This window comes from Azoarcus indigens (genome assembly GCF_004361735.1).
GTDB lineage: Bacteria > Pseudomonadota > Gammaproteobacteria > Burkholderiales > Rhodocyclaceae > Azoarcus > Azoarcus indigens.
Genome location: NZ_SNVV01000011.1, coordinates 135,641 through 153,648, shown reverse-complemented (window position 1 = coordinate 153,648; position 18,008 = coordinate 135,641). Strand labels below are relative to the sequence as shown.

At 70.5% G+C, this 18,008-nt stretch carries 14 protein-coding genes and 1 pseudogene; 6 read left to right on the top strand and 9 right to left on the bottom strand.

Annotated features, from left to right (window positions below):
* Window positions 1-53 precede the first annotated feature (53 nt).
* Window positions 54-1,691, bottom strand: coding sequence for a Na+/H+ antiporter (locus C7389_RS14010; RefSeq protein ID WP_133592477.1), 1,638 nt, complete (start codon window positions 1,689-1,691; stop codon window positions 54-56).
* Between the two features lie 223 nt (window positions 1,692-1,914).
* Here C7389_RS14010 and C7389_RS14005 point away from each other — a divergent pair, with 223 nt between their 5' ends.
* The gene (locus C7389_RS14005; RefSeq protein ID WP_133592475.1) at window positions 1,915-2,466 is read left to right on the top strand and encodes an isochorismatase family protein; all 552 of its coding nucleotides are present in this window, start codon (window positions 1,915-1,917) and stop codon (window positions 2,464-2,466) included.
* A 64-nt stretch (window positions 2,467-2,530) separates the two neighbouring features.
* Window positions 2,531-3,574, top strand: coding sequence for a GlxA family transcriptional regulator (locus C7389_RS14000; protein WP_133592473.1), 1,044 nt, complete (start codon window positions 2,531-2,533; stop codon window positions 3,572-3,574).
* Between the two features lie 228 nt (window positions 3,575-3,802).
* Here C7389_RS14000 and C7389_RS13995 read toward each other — a convergent pair whose 3' ends face one another.
* The 5 genes from C7389_RS13995 to gshA all read right to left on the bottom strand — a co-directional run bounded on the left by C7389_RS13995 (window position 3,803) and on the right by gshA (window position 9,942).
* Complete coding sequence (locus C7389_RS13995; protein WP_133592471.1) at window positions 3,803-4,699, bottom strand: DMT family transporter; 897 nt, start codon at window positions 4,697-4,699, stop codon at window positions 3,803-3,805.
* 548 nt (window positions 4,700-5,247) lie between these two features.
* Window positions 5,248-6,441 (bottom strand): amino acid aminotransferase, encoded by a 1,194-nt coding sequence (locus C7389_RS13990; RefSeq protein ID WP_133592469.1) that lies wholly within the window; start codon window positions 6,439-6,441, stop codon window positions 5,248-5,250.
* A gap of 46 nt (window positions 6,442-6,487) precedes the next feature.
* Window positions 6,488-7,591 carry an FAD:protein FMN transferase gene (locus C7389_RS13985; protein WP_211168564.1) on the bottom strand — a complete coding sequence of 368 codons (1,104 nt, stop codon included), beginning with the start codon at window positions 7,589-7,591 and terminating at the stop codon, window positions 6,488-6,490.
* A 90-nt stretch (window positions 7,592-7,681) separates the two neighbouring features.
* Window positions 7,682-8,635: a glutathione synthase gene (gene gshB / locus C7389_RS13980; protein ID WP_133592467.1), complete on the bottom strand. Its 954-nt coding sequence runs from the start codon at window positions 8,633-8,635 to the stop codon at window positions 7,682-7,684.
* 11 nt (window positions 8,636-8,646) lie between these two features.
* Window positions 8,647-9,942 (bottom strand): glutamate--cysteine ligase, encoded by a 1,296-nt coding sequence (gene gshA / locus C7389_RS13975; RefSeq protein ID WP_133592465.1) that lies wholly within the window; start codon window positions 9,940-9,942, stop codon window positions 8,647-8,649.
* 243 nt (window positions 9,943-10,185) lie between these two features.
* Here gshA and C7389_RS13970 point away from each other — a divergent pair, with 243 nt between their 5' ends.
* Entirely contained in the window at window positions 10,186-12,048 is a 1,863-nt protein-coding gene (locus tag C7389_RS13970) for a diguanylate cyclase domain-containing protein (RefSeq protein ID WP_133592463.1), read from the top strand.
* Here the strand turns inward: C7389_RS13970 and C7389_RS13965 are convergent.
* Window positions 11,997-13,313, bottom strand: coding sequence for an Eco57I restriction-modification methylase domain-containing protein (locus C7389_RS13965; RefSeq protein WP_133592460.1), 1,317 nt, complete (start codon window positions 13,311-13,313; stop codon window positions 11,997-11,999). The two genes, C7389_RS13970 and C7389_RS13965, sit on opposite strands and share 52 nt — an antisense overlap.
* A 261-nt stretch (window positions 13,314-13,574) precedes the next feature.
* On the opposite strand from C7389_RS13965, the gene C7389_RS13960 reads away from it, so the two are divergent.
* Window positions 13,575-14,153, top strand: a complete 579-nt coding sequence (locus C7389_RS13960; RefSeq protein WP_133592458.1) for a GNAT family N-acetyltransferase — start codon at window positions 13,575-13,577, stop codon at window positions 14,151-14,153.
* On the opposite strand, the gene C7389_RS13955 is transcribed toward C7389_RS13960, so the two are convergent.
* Together C7389_RS13955 and C7389_RS13950 are read right to left on the bottom strand one after the other, a co-directional pair.
* Entirely contained in the window at window positions 14,116-15,528 is a 1,413-nt protein-coding gene (locus C7389_RS13955) for a fused MFS/spermidine synthase (protein WP_133592456.1), read from the bottom strand. The two genes, C7389_RS13960 and C7389_RS13955, sit on opposite strands and share 38 nt — an antisense overlap.
* 369 nt (window positions 15,529-15,897) lie before the next feature.
* Entirely contained in the window at window positions 15,898-16,248 is a 351-nt protein-coding gene (locus C7389_RS13950; protein ID WP_133592454.1) for a TonB-dependent receptor, read from the bottom strand.
* Window positions 16,249-16,329: 81 nt separating this feature from the next.
* Here C7389_RS13950 and C7389_RS13945 point away from each other — a divergent pair, with 81 nt between their 5' ends.
* Window positions 16,330-16,776 carry a c-type cytochrome gene (locus C7389_RS13945; RefSeq protein ID WP_133592452.1) on the top strand — a complete coding sequence of 149 codons (447 nt, stop codon included), beginning with the start codon at window positions 16,330-16,332 and terminating at the stop codon, window positions 16,774-16,776.
* Between the two features lie 961 nt (window positions 16,777-17,737).
* A pseudogene (locus C7389_RS25870) lies at window positions 17,738-17,860 on the top strand (ESPR domain-containing protein); the annotation flags it as partial.
* Between the last annotated feature and the right edge of the window lie 148 nt (window positions 17,861-18,008).

Here is an 18,008-nt window from a genome sequence, read left to right as displayed (position 1 = left end):
AGCCTGCGCGCGTTCATCGCAGCGGCGCAGATAAGCGTCAGCAAGCCGTGGGCTCAACGGTAGCGCGACTCGACCAGGTCGATCTGGCGCACCAGCTTGCGCGAGATCTCGTCCGAGATCTGGCCACGGCGGGCAAGGCGGAAGATGGCCTCGCGCTCCGCCTGCAGCCCCGCCAGCCGCAGCGCCACCTCCGCCTGGTCGGCCTGGCGCAGGCGGGCGGCATCCACGCCAGCGACATTGCCGTCCTCCAGCCGGTGCTGGTAGTTGGCCATCACCCGCACCGCGGCGTTGGTGTAGAGATCCGCCTCGATGGCGCTGTCGCCACACAGACCGTGGCGCGCCTTCTCCACCGCGGCGATGGCGGCGGCGGCGGCCTCGCGGCGGGCGAAATCCTCCTCCCTGCGCTCGGCCGGCTCGTCCGGCAGTTCCAGGCCGCGCAGCAGGCGCGGCAGGCCGATGCTGGCGGCCACCAGCGACACCAGGATCACCGCCGCCGCCAGGAAGATGGCCAGATCGCGCGCCGGGAAGGGCGAGCCGTCGGGCAGCATCAGCGGCAGCGTCAGCACGCCGGCCAGGGTGATGGCGCCGCGCACCCCGGCCAGCGAGGTGGCCAGCAGCAGGCGCACGTCCGGCCTGGTCAGCGATTCGCCCCGGCGGTAGGCGCGGAACAGGCTCCAGCGCAGCGACACCCACACCCAGGCGAAGCGCAGCAGCGCCAGCACCAGCATGATCACCAGCGCATACACCGCCAGCCACCAGGGGTTGAGGTGGCCGGTTTCCTCCACCGTCGCCACCGCGCCGCGCAGGATGCCGGGCAGCTGTTCGCCCAGCAGCACGAACATGATGCCGTTGAGGGAGAACTGCAGCATGTCCCACACGGCGGCGCGCTGCACCCGGGTGGTGGCCAGCGCGCGGCCGCTCAGCTCGACGTAGCTCATGGTGATGCCGGCGGCCACCGCGGCGAGGATGCCGGAGGCCTGCAGGTGCTCCGCCGCCAGGTAGGCGCCGAAGGGAATCAGCAGGCTCACCAGGATGGGCGAGCCGCTTTCCTCGCCGAACTGGCGCGACAGCCAGCGCTGCGCCAGGCTGATGCCCCAAGTGGCGCCGACGCCGATCGCCAGCCCGCCGAAGGCCACCCACAGGAAGGTGACCGAGGCCGAAGCCAGCGAGAAGGAGCCGGTCATCGCCGCCGCCACCGCGAAGCGGAAGCACACCAGGCCGGAGGCGTCGTTGAGCAGGGATTCGCCTTCCAGGATGTGCATCAGCCGCTTGGGAATGGGCGCGCGTGCGGCAATGGACGACACCGCCACCGGATCGGTGGGCGACAGGATGGCCGCCAGCGCAAAGGCCACCGGCAGCGGCATCGCCGGGATCAGCCAGTGGATGAGGAAGCCGGCGCCGATCACGGTGAACACCACCAGGCCGAAGGCCAGTTCCAGGATCACTGCCTTGTCGCGGAACAGGCCCACCTTGGGAATGCGCCAGCCGTCGAGGAAGAGCAGCGGCGGCAGGAACAGCAGGAAGAAGATTTCCGGGTCCAACACCACGCCGTGACCGAACACCCCGGCGATCACCGCGCCGAGCGCGATCTGTATCAAGGGCAGCGGCAGGGAAATGGGCACCACCCGGACCAGATAACCGCTGCCTACCACCGCCAGCAGCATCGCCAGCACCACTTCTATCGAATGCATTCCCGTTCCATCGTCAGCCCCAGCGGCAGGGCGGAATTTTAGCCTGCCGGGCCCCGCCGCACGCCGCCGCGCACAACTGCTCACACTGCCATCCGGCATGGCGTGCGTCGCCAGGCCCCGCCGCCTTGTCCGTTTTCGTCCGCTTCCGGTCCGCAGCCCGCCTTACCAGCGGCGGAGACGGCCTCTAGCATCCGTCCCATCCCGCCCTCACCGGAGCCACAGCATGTCCGACACCGCCCTGATCATCATCGACGTCCAGGAGTCCTTCCGCCATGCGCCCTTCTGGCGCGAAGACGATGTACCCGCCTTCCGCGACGCCCTGCTGCGGCTGGAGGCTGGCTGCCGCGAACGCGGCGTGCCGGTGGTGCACATCTTCCATGTCGGCGCCGCCGGCCCCTTCACCGAGGAATCCGGCCTGGTGCGGCCGCTGGACTGGCTGCCGGCCGGGCCCGCCGCCAGCTTCCGCAAGCACACCCACAACGCCTTCACCGACACAGGGCTGGACCTGTGGCTGCGCCGCCGCGGCATCACCCGCCTGATCATCGCCGGCATACGCACCGAACAGTGCTGCGAGACCACCGCCCGGCTGGCGGGCGACACCGGCTACACGGTGGATTTCGTCACCGAAGCCACGCTGACCTTCGCCATGACCCACGCCGGCAGCGGACGGGTTTACAGTCCGCAGGAGATCAAGGACGGCGTCGAGCTGGTGCTGGCCGGCCGTTTCGCCCGCATCACCGATGTGGCGGGCGCGCTGGCGGGAGTCGGCGCCTGACCGAGCGACAAAGTAACAAGGCTGGCCCGCCGGGGCGCGGCCGGCCCACAGGCCAGGACAGACGATGGACGACCCCACCCGCAGCCCCACCGCCGATTCGGCCGCCTCCCGCCGCCTCGCCGAACCGAGGGCGGGCGCCGCTGGGCTGACCATCTACTTCGCCCTCACCCCCCAATTCCTGCTGCTGGACTACGCCGGCCCGGCCGAAGTCTTCCGCCTCGCCGCCGCCCACGGCGCGCCGCTGCGGCTGTACAGCTGCGCCGCCGTGCCCAGCCTGGCCTGCTCCATCGGCCTGGAGATGGGCGGGCTGGAGGCGCTGCCCGCCGCGCTGCCGGCCGGTGCCCTGGTGATGGTGGGCGGCATGGCCGACACCGCGGCCAACCTCGGCCACCCGCACACCCGCGCGGTGGTGCGCTGGCTGGCGGAGCGCGTGGGCCGCGGCACCGCCGTCGCCAGCGTCTGCGCCGGCGCGCTGCTGCTGGGCGAGGCCGGCCTGCTGGCCCGCCGCCGCTGCACCACCCACCACGCCCTGCAAGCACAGCTGCGGGCGGCAGCGCCGGACGCCACGGTGGAGGAAGGCCGCATCTTCGTCGAGGATGGCCCGGTCACCACCAGCGCCGGCATCACCACCGGCATAGACCTGGCGCTGCACCTGGTGGAGCGCCACTTCGGCGCCGCGCTGGCCGCCCGGGTAGCGCGCGACATGGTGATCTGGGTGCGGCGCAGCGGCCACGACCCGCAGCTGTCGCCCTGGCTGGCCTGGCGCAACCACCTGCACCCGGCGGTGCACAAGGCGCAGGACGAAATCGCCCGCGATCCGGCGCGTACCTGGCCGGTGGCCGAACTGGCGGCGGCGGTACACGTCAGCCCGCGCCACCTCAGCCGCCTGTTCGAACGCCACGCCGGCCTGGGCGTCGCTGCCTACCAGCAGCAGCTGCGGCTGGCACTCGCCCGCCGCCTGCTGGAAGACAGCGCGCTGCCGCTGGAGCGGGTAGCCGAACAGGCCGGCTTCACCTCCGCCCGCAGCTTCCGCCGCGCCTGGGCGCAGCAGGAACACGAGCCGCCGGGCGCAAGCCGGCGGCGGCGTAGAGGAGTTGCGACGGATTGAGCCAGGGGGCCGGCGCGCCAGCCCGCCAATCGCCTCGGCAGGGAATGGCTCCGCCGCCGAGAGTTGAAGCGCCCGGCGAGCCCAGGAAGAGCCCCGCCTGAACCCGTTTCCGGCAATGCGCTGCGGCAAGCCCGGGCCGCACCAGCCAGCACCGCGTCGCCCGCGGGTTCGGGCGAACAGCCGGGTCCGCCCGGCTGCAGGCTGATCCTCAAAAAGGCCCGGCCAGCCTCAGCCTTTCGCCGGCCGGTTGGCGATCCAGATGCCGGCGCCGACCAGCCCCAGCGCGATGAACACCGGCGGCGTCAGCGGCTCACCCAGCAGCAGGCCGCCGGCCAGCACGCCGAACACCGGCGTCAGAAAGGAGAAGGAAGACAGCCGCGTCGCCGGGTAGTGGCGCACCAGCCAGAACCAGCCGAGATAGCTGGCCCCCGCCACCGCCACCGTCTGGAACAGCAGGCTGCCCCACACCTGCAGCGTCGGCGCGAAGATGCCCGGCTCGCCCAGCCCCGCCGACAGGAAGGGCAGCGCCAGCGCCGACACTGCCAGCTGGTACAGCAGTGTCTTCTCCGGCACCGCACGGCTGAGCGCCGAGACCTTCACCGTCAGCGTGGTCGCGCCCCACAGCAGCGCGGCGGCCAGCATCATCAGGTCGCCTATCCAGGCGTCGCCCCCCGGCAGCAGCAGGTTCTCGCCGAACAACACCACCACCCCGGCGAAGGCCAGCGCCATGCCCACCCACTGTGCTCGCCGCATGGCTTCCTGCGGCAGCAGCCAGACCGCACCCAGGGCGACGAAGAAAGGCGCGGTGTAAAGGAAGATCACCCCGCGCGAGGCGCTGGTGAATTCCAGCGCGCCGAAGATCAGCGCGAATTCGCCCGCGAACAGCAGCCCGGCGAGCAACCCGGGCGCCAGTGTTCCATCCCGGAAATCAAACACGTTCACCCGCCGCGACGCCGCCCAGGCCCACACCAGCACGGTGGCGCCGATGGAGCGCAGACCGGCCTGCAGCACCGGCGAGATGCCGGCGTTGGCCAGCTTGATCGCCACCTGTTGCACGCCCCAGATGGCGCACAGCACCACCAGCAGGCCGACGGCGAAACGGTCGAGATGGGTCTTGGGGGGCATGGGTGGTCTCCTCGTGCTTGTGATGGGGTAGGACAACTGTTATCGGGACTGCGTCCGTTATTGGAAGGTGAAGCGTTGGGGGGCAATGAAGCCCTGTTTGCGGCGAAGCTGGGACAGTGCCCTCGGAGCGCCCTGGCTCTTTTGGGACCTGGGCGCAGCGCGCCCGGGGGGGGAGGCCATCGGGCTTGCCTTCAAGGGGTACGACGCTTGCCGGGCGCTCAGCCCCGGCGGATATTCGAGACCGAGGGCTGGCCGGAAGCTCACATAGGAAGCAGGGCTTGGGCCAAGGCTGGGACCGGTGCGCAAGGCAGCCCTTTGGCAGGCGCAGGGCGAATGGAGGTGATTGGGGAGCGGACGCTGAAGGCCGGGACTGAGGGCGGCAGGATAGTTCCGGCACCCGCATCCTCCCAACTCCTTGGCCGCAATCCGTTCAACGAGCAGCCGGTCCGGCGGGTTTGCCCCTCCCCCTCGCGGGAGGGAAAAAAACGCCTTGCGCCCCTAACGGACCCGCCTGCCCCCTCGCGCCTGCCTGACCAAGCCCACCTCCATCACCCCAGCACCGCCGCCATCGCGGCCGCCACCGCCTCCACATTGCTGCCATTGAGCCCGGCGGTACACATCCGTCCGGAGCGCACCAGGTACACCCCCTGCTCATCCCGCAGCCGGTCCACCTGCGCCGGGCTCAGGCCGGTGTAGCTGAACATGCCGCGCTGGGCGGTGATGTAGCCGAAGTCGCGGCCGGGCAGGCGGGCGCTGAGGCCGGCATGCAGGCGCTCGCGCATGGCCTTGATGCGGCTGCGCATGCCGGCTAGCTCCGCCTCCCAGCTGGCGCGCAGCGCCGGGTTGCCGAGCACCGCAGCGACGATGCGGGCGCCGTGCATGGGCGCGCTGGAGTAGTTGCGGCGCACGGTGGCCTTGAGCTGGCCAAGCACCCGCTCCGCCGCCTCGGCATCCTCGCATACCACGCTGAGGCCGCCGCAACGCTCGCCGTAGAGGGAGAAGTTCTTTGAGAAGGAGTTGGCGACGAAGAAGCAGACGCCGGCATCGGCCAGCGCGCGCAGGGCGTGGGCGTCTTCCTCCAGGCCGTCGCCGAAGCCCTGGTAGGCGATGTCGAGGAAGGGCAGCAGGCCGCGCGCCTTCACCGCGGCGATCAGCTCCGCCCACTGCGCCGGCGACAGGTCTACCCCGGTGGGGTTGTGGCAGCAGGCGTGCAGCAGCAGCACGCTGCCGGCCGGCATGGCGTTCACCGCTGCCATCATGGCGTCGAAGCGCAGGCCGCCGGTGGCCGGGGCGTAGTAGGGGTAGCTATGCACCGTGAGGCCGGCCCCTTCGAAGATGGCGCGGTGGTTGTCCCAGGTGGGGTCGCTGACCCAGGCTTCGGCCTTGGGGAAGTAGCGCTTGATGAAGTCCGCCCCCACCTTCAGCGCGCCGGAGCCGCCCAGGGTCTGGGCGGTGGCGATGCGGCCGCCGCGCACCGCGGCGTGGTCGGCGCCAAACAGCAGTTCCTGCACCAGCCTGCGGTAGTCGCCGGCGCCTTCCATCGGCAGGTAGGGCTTGGGCACGATGCGCTCCAGCAGCCCGCTCTCGGCCTCGCGCACCGCGCCCATCACCGGTAGCCGGCCTTCGTCGTCGAAATAGACGCCGATACTGAGGTTGATCTTGTCCGCGCGGGGATCCTTCTGGAAGTTCTCGTTGAGGGTCAGGATGGGATCGCCGGGATAGGGCTCGATGTGCTGGAACATGGTGGTCTCTGCGTAAAGAACGGTGGGAAGGCGGGCGGACGGCGTGCTAGTCCACCACCGCCATGTCGATGCCCGAGGGCAGCTGTAGCCGGGCGCGCAGGGCGCGGGTGACTTCGATGCGGCCGTCGGCGGCCACCCGCAGCGCGTGCTCGATGCCGAAGTTGCGCACTTGCTGCCGCCAGCCGTCGCCAGCGATGTAGGCCGGCTTGCTGGCGGCGTCGGACAGGGTGCCGGCGTCCGCCCGCGGGGTGATCAGCACGGTGAGCGACTCGGTGGCGTGGGCCGGCTCGCCGGTGCGCGGGTCCAGCAGGTGGGCGTAACGCACGCCATCCAGCTCGAAGTAGCGCTGGTAGTCGCCGGAGGTGCCGATGGCCTCGCCGTCGTACAGCGGCAGGGTGGCCAACGGCCCCGGCTCGCGCGGGTGCTGGATGCCGATGCGCCAGGGCTGGTCGCCCTTGGCGCCCAGTGCCATGACGTTGCCGCCGATGTTCACCAGTGCGTTGTGCACGCCCTGGTCGCGCAGGATGGCGATGGCGCGGTCCAGCGCGTAGCCCTTGGCGTAGCCGCCCAGGTCCAGCTGCACCGCCGGGTTGCGGCTGGAAACCTTGTTGCCGTCGATGACGAGGTCGGACATCCGCGGCCGCGCCGCCACCAGCTCGCGCACCTTGTCCATGTCGGGCCGCTGCGGCACGAAGGTGTCGGTGTGGAAGCCCCACAGCGCGATCAGGCGGCCGAGGGCGGGGTCGAAGAGTTCGTCGCCGGTGGCGGCCAAGCGCTGGGCGTCCTTCAGCATGGCGGCCAATTCGTCCGACACGGTGACGGTGTCGCCGCGTGCCAGGCCTTCGTTCAGCGCGGTGAGCTCGGACGGCTCCCAGGCGTGGTAGGCGCGATGCAGGCGGTCGAACTCGCCCAGCACCGCCGCCATCGCCGCGTCCGCCTGGGCCTGGTCCTCGCCATAGACTGCGACATCCACCCGGGTGCCGAAGACGTAGGACTCCTGGTGGAAGACCTGCGGCCGCGCGCAGCCGGCCAGCAGGCTGGCGGCCAGCAACAGGCCGAACAGGCGCAACAGGGAGGAGGCCAGGAAGAAAGGGAAGCGCAGCGGAAAAAGCGGGGACTGCCGGACAGACGGGGGGGCGGGCGGATTCATCGGACGAATCTTAGCGCAGCCCTCCCCGGCTTTGGCGGCTGCCTGCGGCGGCAGCGGGAAGGAGGATGCCCGGCGCACCGCACGCCGGCCTCAAGCCAGCGCCGCCTCCAGCCGCTGGATGACCAGCCCGGCGACGTCGAAGCCCATCTGCGCGGCGATTTCCACCATGCAGGTGGGGCTGGTGACGTTGATCTCGGTGAGATGGCCACCGATCACGTCCAGGCCGACGATGAGCAGGCCGCGCTGCCACAGGATGGGCGCCAGGGATTCGGCGATCTCGCGTTCGCGGGCGGTGATCGGCATCGCCACGCCGCGGCCGCCGGCGGCGAGATTGCCACGGGTTTCGCCGGCCTTGGGAATGCGCGCCAGGGTGAAGGGCACCACCTCGCCGCCGATGATGAGCACGCGCTTGTCGCCGTCCTTGATCTCCGGCAGGTAGCGCTGCGCCATCACCGTGCGAGTGCCGTCCTCGGTCAGCGTCTCGACGATGACGTTGCGGTTGGGGTCGGTGGCGGCGACGCGGAAGATGCGGCTGCCGCCCATGCCGTCCAGCGGCTTCAGGATGACGTCGCCGAATTCGTCGATGAAGGCGTCCAGGTCCGCCGCCTCGCGCGCCACCAGCGTGGTCGGCGCGAACGCCGGGAATTCCAGGATGGCGAGCTTCTCCGAGTGGTCGCGGATGGCGCGCGGGTCGTTGAACACCTTCACGCCGTCGCGCACCGCCCGCTCCAGCAGCCAGGTGGCGGTGACGTACTCGAAGTCGAAGGGCGGGTCCTGCCGCATCAGCACCGCGTCGAACTCGGCCAGCGGCAGTTGCTGCGCCTCGCCGGCGCGGTACCAGTCGTGATCGTCGGCGAACAGCGACAGCGGCACCGCGCGAGCGGACACTGCGCCGTCGCGCCACGACAGCGCCGGCCGCTGGATGGCCCACACCGCGTGGCCGCGGGCGGCGGCGGCCCGCATCATGGCGATGCTGGAATCCTTGTAGGCCTTGAGCTTCTCCAGCGGATCGACGATGAAGGCGATCTTGAGCGCACGGGTCATGGCGGCTTCCCTCAGGCGGCCGCTTCGACGGCGGCCGGCTCGGTTTCCTCGATCTCCACCGAGGCCGCCAACAGCGCCAGGCGGGCGACCACGCCGTAGGCGTAGAAGCGGTTGGGCGCGGCGTCCGGCGCCTGGCTGCAATCCGGCAGGGTGCAGCAGGTCTCGAAGGCCAGCGGCTTGAAGTGCATGCCGGGGGCGTTGAGGTTCTCGTCGCGGCCACGCTCGGTGTGCACCCGGTAGAAACCGCCCACCACGTAGTGGTCCATCATGTACACCACCGGCTCGGCCACCGCGCCTTCCACCGTCTCGAAGGTGTGCACGCCTTCCTGGATGATGACCTCGTGCACCTCCAGGCCTTCCTTCACCACCGCCATCTTGTTGCGCTGGCGGCGGTTGAGGCCGACCACCTCGGAGGCGTCCTTCACCGTCATCACGCCCATGCCGTAGGTGCCGGCATCCGCCTTGACGACGACGAAGGGCTCGTCGGTGACGCCGTATTCCTTGTACTTGTCGCGGATGCGGGTGAGCAGCTGATCCACCTGCGTGGCCAGGCACTCCTCGCCGGTGCGCTCCTGGAAGTTGATCTGGCCGCAGACGCCGAACTCCGGATTGATGCGCCAGGGGTCGATGCCTATGGTTTCGGCGAACTCGCGCGCCACCCGGTCGTAAGCCTCGGCGTGGCGGGACTTGCGCCGCATGTGCCAGCCGGCATGCACCGGCGGGATCACCCACTGGTCTTCCAGGCCCTGCAGGATGGCCGGCACGCCGCCGGAGAGATCATTGTTCAGCAGCACCGCGCAGGGGTCGAAGCCGTCCAGGCCGACGCGGCCATCGCGCCGCTGCAGCGGCTCCAGCGTCAGCGTGGAGCCGTTGGCCAGTTCCAGCGTAGTCGGGCCTTCCAGGTCAGGCAGCAGGCTGCCGATGCGGATGTCCAGGCCGGTGAGCTTGAGGATGGACACCAGCCGCGCCACGTTCTGCAGGTAGAACTGGTTGCGCGTGTGGTTCTCCGGCACCAGCAGCAGCTTGCTCGCGTCCGGGCAGATGCGCTCTATGGCCGCCTGGGCCGCCTGCACGCACAGCGGCATGAAGGCATCGTTGAGGTTGTTGAAGCCGCCGGGGAAGAGGTTGAGATCCACCGGCGCCAGCTTGAAGCCGGAATTGCGCAGGTCGGTGGAGCCGTAGAACGGCGGCAGGTGATCCTGCCACTGGACGCGGAACCACTGTTCGATGCGGCTGGCGCGATCGAGGAACTGTTTTTCCAGCTCCAGCAGCGGACCGGTCAACGCGGTAGTGAGATGGGGAACCATGGCTGTTCTCGGAAAAGGCCGTGGCCGGAACCGCCACGGCGATTGATGTGCGCGGATGTTACACCAAAGCCCGGAAACGCCCGGCTGGCCGGAAACCCTGCACCCAAAGCGGGGAAATTCCCGATGGGCGGACGCCACGACTTGGGCTTGACTATGACTCTCTTCATAGGCATGACATAGTCACGCGCACTTCATTTCGCCTCATGAAGCAAAACGGTAACATTCGAGAGTCGGCAGCTCATCGTGACACGATACGAAAGTATTATTTTTCCCGCCCCCGCGGCGGCCCGCGGCCCCGGCCGGCGGGCGGCGCTCGCCTGCCTGCTGGCCCTGCTCGTCCAGCTCGCGCTGGCACAGGCGCCTGCCGGCGCCGCCGCTGCCGACGAAGCAGGCCGCCTGAACGCGGCGGAACGAGCCTGGCTCGCCGCCCACGCCGTGATCCGCTATGGTGCCCATCCAGCCAGCGCGCCATACAGCTACCTCACGCCGCAGGGCCATCGCGGCGCCGATGCCGAGTTGATGGCACTGCTGGGTCAGCGCCTGGACGTGCGCTTCGAATTCCACCCCTACACCGACTGGGACGAAACCCTGCGGGCCGCCGAGCATGGCGACATCGACGTGGTCTCGCCCATGATTCCCACCGGCGAACGGCGCGCCTACCTGCTCTTCACCCAGCCGGTGTACCGCCTGAAGTTCGGCGTGTTCATGCGCAACAGCAAGCCCTACATCGAAGACCTGGACGACCTCTCCGGCGAGCGCGTCGGCGTGCAGCGCAGTTCGCTGCTGCGCCAGGAACTGGAGAAGGCGCAACCATTGCTCACCCTCACCCAGGTGGAAACCCTGGAGCAAGGACTGGAGCGGGTGGCCGCCAATGAGCTGGACGCACTGATCGGGCCGATCAGCCAGGTGTCGCATTTCGTGCGGGTGCGCAACTTCGACGACATCGACCTGCGGCTGGAGCTGCCCGAGCAGATGTCGCGCGCCATCGGCGTGCGCAAGGACTGGTCGGAGCTGGTCGCCATCCTCGACAAGACGCTGCCGACGGTGGCCGCCGAACGCCGCCGCGCGCTGGAGCGCAACTGGCTGGGTGACCGGCCGCGCGGCTTCACCGCCGCCCAGATCAGCTCAGTCGCGGTGCCGTCGCTGGCGGTGATGGCGGCGGCCCTGGCCGTCCTGATGATCGGCGTGAACAAACGCCTGCGCGACTCCGAAGCCCGCGCCAGCCTGCTGTTCCGCAACCACAGCGCGGTAATGCTGCAGGTGGACGCCAGCAGCCGCCGCGTGGTCGATGCCAACCCGGCGGCGGTGCGCTACTACGGCTACCCGCGCAGCCAATTGATCGGCATGCCGCTGGTACAGCTCAACACCCTGCCGGAAGAAGACCTGGCGCGGCTGGTGAAGGCCACCGCCGACGACCAGGCCAGGCGCTTCATCGTCACCCACAAGCTGGCGAACGGCAGCCTGCGCGATGTCGAGGTCTTCACCTCGCCTGCGGTGGTCGGCGGCCGCACCATCCTGCTCTCCATCATCCATGACATCACCGAGCAGCTGAACGCCGAGGCCCAGCTGCAGCGCATGGCCAGCTACGACCCGCTGACCGAGTTGCCCAACCGCCGCCTGTTCATGAACCGCCTGCGGGAGGAGCTGGCCCGCCGCGGCCGCGAGCAGGGCCAGTTCGCACTGCTGTTCGTTGACCTGGACGGCTTCAAGGCGGTGAACGACCGCCACGGCCACGACGCCGGCGACCGCCTGCTGCGCGAACTCTCCGGCCGGCTGCGCAACTGCGTACGCGAGAGCGACACCGTGGCCCGGCTGGGCGGCGACGAATTCACCCTGCTGCTGCCAGACGCGGAAACCGCGGCGGACGCGGCGGCGGTGGCGCTGAAGGTCATCGAGGCGGCGTCGCGGGAGGTGGTGCTGGACGGCGGCCTGACCGCCCAGGTGTCGGCCAGCGTGGGCATCGCCCTCTACCCCGCCCACGGCCGCGAGGCCGATCTGCTGCTGAGCAACGCCGACTCCGCCATGTACCGTGCCAAGGCGGAGGGCAGGAACCGCTACGCCTTCGCCACCGCCAACGCGCCCGGCCCGGCCGCCGATACCATCTGAGTCCCGCCGCCCGCCTCCGCCGCCTCGTCCGGCAGAAAGCGGGCGAACTCCGCCGGCAGCGGCGCATGCTCCAGGCTGCGCTGGGTGAACAGGAAGCGGCCGTCGCAGACGTAGCCGAGGTCGGCCCAGGGCACCGCATTCAGCGCGGCCGCCAGCTCGGCCGGCGCCACCTCCTCGCGGCGGGGAAACACGGCCAGCACCGCGCCGTCGTAGTCCGGGCATTCATGGACGAAGAAGGGCCGCGGCGCCCGCGTCTTGCCGTTCACATAGACGCGCGGGCGCTCGCTGCGGAAATGCAGCCGGCCCCACTGCCACCAGTTGCTCTCGTCGAAGCGCGCCACCTTGCGCGCCAGCAGCCTTTCCTTGTGCGGCAGCAGCGCCACCGGCGCCGGCGCGTCCGTTTCCGGCAGCAACATGGCGCGGGTCTGGCCATCGCGCACGGTGGAAGAGCAGACGAAGGGCCGGCTGGCACCCAGCGCCGGATCGGCATAGAGGTCGTCGGCGCCGGACACCGCGCCGACCTTGACGAAGCCGATCTGCGCCAGCCGCAGCGGATAGTCGCCGCGGGCGAACATCAAGTGGCCGCCGCTCTCGACGAAGTAACGGGTTTCCCAGGCGGGCGCAGCCAGCGCCGGGCCAAGGCGGTCGCCGGAACCCAGTTCCGCATGGCGCAGTTCGCGCGTGCGGCGGTCCTTCTCGAAGCGCCAGATCAGGCAGTTGGGCACCGCGCCGTCGAACACCCGGGCGTCGCCCAGCTCGATGGCATCGGTGATGGAGCCGCTGGCGTAGAGCAGGCGATTGAGCTTCACCGCCGAGGTCGCCTTGAGGAAGTCGCGCGGGGTGATGAAGATCAGCTCGCCGCCCGGCGCCAGGTGGCGCAGACACTTCTCGATGAAGAAGAGATACAGGTTGGCGCGGCGGTCGAAGTCCACCTTGCTGCCGCCGCGCAGGATGCGCTCGCGCGTCGGCGCCGGAATGTCCTGGCAGCGCACATAGGGCGGGTTGCCGATGATGGTGTCGAAGCGCTCGCTGTCCGGGTAGGCGAAGAAATCCATCGCCTGCGCGCCCGGCGGGCAGTGGCGGGCGTCGAACTCGATGCCCACCGCGCCCGGCAGGTGGCGGAAGAAGGCGCCGTCGCCGCAGGACGGCTCCAGCACCCGGCCGTGGCGCCGGCGCAGCGCCAGCATGGCCTGCACCACCGCGTCCGGGGTGAACACCTGGCCCAGCCCGGCCACATCGCGCACCGCGGCCAGGCGGTCGTTCATGCGCGGCGGCCCGGCAGGCGGGCGGCGGAGTGAAACAGGGCGGCGGGAAGCGTCATGAGGCGGGCGGACGAGGAGCTGGACGGCGGATGCGCCCCGGACGATAAACGCGGCGGCGTCCGCACGCAATCTCCGGTGCCGGCAGACGGGGCAGTTCGCCGCTCGCAGCGGCGGCAGACGTCCGTCACGGAAACAGGGTAGCGTGGGCGGAGTACCATCCCCGGCTGCAGCGGCCGCCCCTCCCCGCTTCCTCCGAAAAGGCGCATGAACGACTACTCCCTGCGGCGTGCCCTGGTCCGCGATCTCGACGTCCTCTCGGCCATCGAACGCGCCGCCGCGCGCCGCTTCCCGCCGGAGGACCTGCCGCCCGGCCTGCGCGACAAGGTGGTGCCGCGGCCAGCGCTGGCGCTGGCGCAGCGGGAAGGCCGCCTGTGGGTGGCAGCCGATGCCGCCGGGCCGGTGGGCTTCGCCCTGGTGGAAACCGCCGACGGCCTCGCCCTGCTGGCGGAGCTCAACGTGCATCCCGACCACGGCCGGCGCGGCCTCGGCAAGGCGCTGGTACGACGCTGCATCGCCTGGGCGAAGCGCCAGGGGCTGCCCGCCATTGCCTTGACCACCTTCGCCCAGTTCCCCTGGAACGCGCCCTTCTACGAGCGCCTGGGCTTCCGCCCGCTGCTGGAGCGCGACGAGATCCCCGCCGGGCTGCTGGCGGCGCTGGAAGCGCAGGGCGCGCTCGGCATGCGCGGCCGCATCGCCATGCGGCTGGATTTCCCACTGGCGCGGCGCCGGCTAAGGCTCGCGCCGCTTAAGGCTCGCGCAGGTGATCCAGGTCGGCGCGGTTGAGCTCGTCGGTATAGAGCTGTGGCGGTGCCACCGGCGGACCGGCGAAGCACTGCAGCAGCACATTGCTCTGCGGCAGCTTGCGGAACAGCACCTCCACCCCGCAGGGGCCGTACTCCGACTGGATGGTGGCGATGAGGTTGCGGGCGTAGGGCGTGGACAGCCTGGGATCGAGGATGAGGTTCACCAGCAGCACGCCGTCGTCCTTCAACACCCGTCTGGTGTCGCGCCAGAACTCGCGGGTGACCAGGTGGGTGGGGATGTTGGTGAGCGCGCTGTAGGCATCCACCACCACCGCGTCGTAGCGCTCGCTGCTGTCGGCGACATAGCGGCGGGCGTCGCCGGCGATGAAGCGGCCGCGCACCGGCTCGCCGAGGAAGTCGCGCTCGGCCAGCGCCTTCACCTCCGGATCGATGTCCACATAGGTGTAGCGGTTGCTCTGCTCCCGGTGCGACAGAGTGAAGCCGCCCGCGCCCAGCACCAGGATGTCGCGCTCGAAATAGGCCAGGTCCATCAGCAGGATGGTGCGCAGGCGCTCGATGTAGCGGGTGTAGCGCGGCGGCTTGCTGTCGTCTATCAACGACGCGGCGGAATTGTTGATCCAGAACACCTTGGGGTCCTGCATGCCCGGCAGCGCCACCGGCGCCACCCGGTAGGTGGCGTAGGCGGTTTCAACCTGCTGCGGCAGCACCAGGTTGAAGCCCAGCGCCAGCGCCAGCGCGGCCAGGCCGGCTGCCGCCACGCCGCCGCGCAGGCGGCTGCCGGCCAGCCAGGGCAACAGGCACAGCGGCAGCAGCGCGCAGATGAGCACCGCGGCGTACACGCCCAGCCACTGCATCACCAGTAGCGACAGGCTGAGCGAGCCGAGAAAGGAGCCCAGTGTGGACCAGTACAGCGCGGCGCCGCTGCGCGCACCCACATGCTCGTGGCGCAGCAGGTTGGTGAGCAGCGGCACCGTCTGCCCCAGCAGCCAGGCCACCGGGCACAGCACCAGGCCGACGAACAGCAGGTAGGCGACCGGCGCCGGCTGCACATGGGCGAACAGCGCATCCACCGTCGGCCCGGCGAGGCCGACCGCGATCAGCGCGGCGGCGATCAGGAAGTTGCGCCGCACCCGGCCGAGGTAGTCGTCGCTGGGCCGGCCACCGGCCTGATAACCCAGGGCCAACGCCAGCAGGAAGAAGCCGATGGTGGGCGCGGTGACGGTAATGGCGCTGCCCAGGTGCGGCACCAGCCGGCGCAGGGCGACGATTTCACTGCCCAGCGAGACGTAGCCTTCGACGAACACCAGGGCGTAGAGCACCGGCGTGGCCAGCGTGGGCAAGGCGGCAGGCGCGGCCGCCGGCGGACCGGCATCGCCGGGCGGGGTTGCTGTCATCGGGTCTCCTCCTGTTGTGGACCGCATGCCCACCCGCGCCGCGGGGCTACAGGCAGGCGCCGGCCGCGCGAGCATGGCGCAGGGACATGCCGGCGGCCTGGAGGTTCCGATGGATGGCGCGTTTGTGCGGGCTTTACGGGAATGACGCCGAGGATGGCGCTTTGCCGCCGGGGCGGTTGAGCAGCCGGAGACGGCCGTGCGATGAAAGCGCGCGGAAACGGAATCGCGGCGGAACCCATCATCGGACGCGCTGCGCTTGGGCCGGAGCTGGCTGGCTTGCCTGGAAAGGCAGGGGCACCGGCGGAGTCCCTGCCTTTGCGGCGGAGGCGGTGGCCGCGGCGACTACTGCACCTGGCCGATGGACCGCGCTCAGAAGCGGCTGTTCAGGCTCAGCGCGATGCGCCGTGGATCGCCGAAGATGGCGCCGCCGTGGAAGCCGTGGCGGCGGTAGTGGGTGCGATCGAACAGCTTGCTGACGTTGAGCGCCACATCCGTCTTCGCATCCACTTGGTAGCACGCCAGGGCGTTGAACAGGGCATAGCCGGGCAGGACGACCTTGATTGCTGCGCTGGGGGTGGCGTCATTGCTCGGCTGGGCGACGACACCCGCCGGCCGGGGCTGCGCCAGCGGAACAGAAGGCGGCCCCGGGTCCAGCCCCCCGGCGTGCGTCCCGCCGGCAAAAAGCAGCCTTCCGACGGCGCCCCTATAATCCCTGCCCACATCGCGGAAACCCTCCCCGCCGGTCGCAGCGCCGTCCGGATGCACCCGCGCGCCACCCACCTTGCTCCCGATGCCCAGCCAATGCGCCGCCTGCTCCTGCCCCCGATCCTCGCCAGCCTCGCCCTCGCCGCCTGTGGCGGAAAAGTGGAAGACACCCGCCCCGGCCAGCCGGTGAAACACCGCCAGGAAGCCTTCAAGGGCTTCATCCGCGCCTTCGAACCCATGGGCACCATGCTGCGCGACGACAAGTACGAGCAGCAGGCCTTCGCCCACCTCGCCCAGGCCCTGGTCGCCCAGCGCGACGCGCCGTGGAGCTACTTCGGCCCGGATACCGACTACCCGCCGAGCAAATCCACCGCCGACGTGTGGAAGCGGCCCGAGGCCTTCGAGGCCGCGCGCCAGCGTTTCATCGCCGCCACCGACACCCTGGCCAGCGCCGCCGCCGGCGGTGACAAGGCCGCGGCGAAACAGGCCTACGACGCGGTGTACGACAGCTGCAAGGCCTGCCACCGGGATTTCCGCAAGTAAGCGGTTGAAGCCGCGCTGGTGGCGCCCCCTGGCGGCAGGCGCGCTCCGGCGACGCCCGGCGCCCCTCGCAGGCGGACGCCCACGCTCGCGCACCGCCGCTGGCCGGCGCATGCGTCCCCCCACCGGCCGCCCGCCGAGTGCGACACGGCTCGCCAGCGCAGCCGCCGCCTCTTCGCTACTGCCGCCGGCCACCCCCCGCGGGGCGCGGCTGCAGGCGGTGCGGCAGTTCTAGACCTCCGCAAGGTGGAGGCCTGACGCCTTCTCCCGGGCGTCCAAGGGCCGAGGAGAAGAGCGGCCCCAAAAGTGGCGGCGGCAGAAGTCCGAGCGCCCTATCCCTCCGCCCCGGCCCGCCCTTCGGCCTCGGTCCCATGACTGCTCCGCCGGGCGGCGCGGTGCTCCGCTTTGCCGCCAGAACCCATGCGAAGAGCGGCAGACGAGGGCCTCACTGCCCGTCCCGCCCCACTGGCAGCGACGCGGGCAAGACCGGTGAAAACCAGCCCGCAGCCCCCCCCCCCGCGTGGCCTTGCCGCCCATGCCCGGCCCATCCCGTTCGCAGACAAATCCACGCGGAGAAAAACGCTCCCGCCCCCTTGGGGGCGGATGCGCAGCCCTTCCTCCTCTCCGCCTTCGCACGGAACCCCCTGCAGAACGGCCTTAAACCCTACCCGCGGAACGGCTACTCCTTATGGCTGAGAGGGGCATTTTTTTCAGCCTCTTCCCGTAAATGACCCGCAGCGCCCACCCGGCCCGGAACGGCGGGCGTCCCGCCCAAAGCACCGGCCGGCCGCGTTCTCCTGCGCAGCTCGGGAGAAGCGCAGCGAATGGCGGTTCGGCAGCCCTCCCCATGCAGGGCATCGGAAAAAAGACCTAGCAGCTCCCGCCCCGATCCGGGTCTCTGTTTTGCTCCCGTGGCTCTCGCGCCCGCCCCCTGCGCTGGCGAGCACGCACGGGAAACGGATGGATGGAGGCAGGCATGAACCGGATATTCAAGCTGATCTGGGACGCAGGCAGGCGGGCTTGGGTGGCAGGCAGCGAACTCGCCAAAACCAGGACAAGGTCCAAGGCCCGGCCGGCGAACGGGCGCGGCAGCGCCGCCACCGGCATCTGCCGCCCTCCGCCGCCGGCCCTCAAAGATGTTGCGGCGCAGGCGGCAGGGCGAGCGGCTGGCGCCTCGACCGTCGGCAGCGCGCCACGCCGGTGGCCGGCGCATCGCCCCTCTCTCCGCCTTTCTC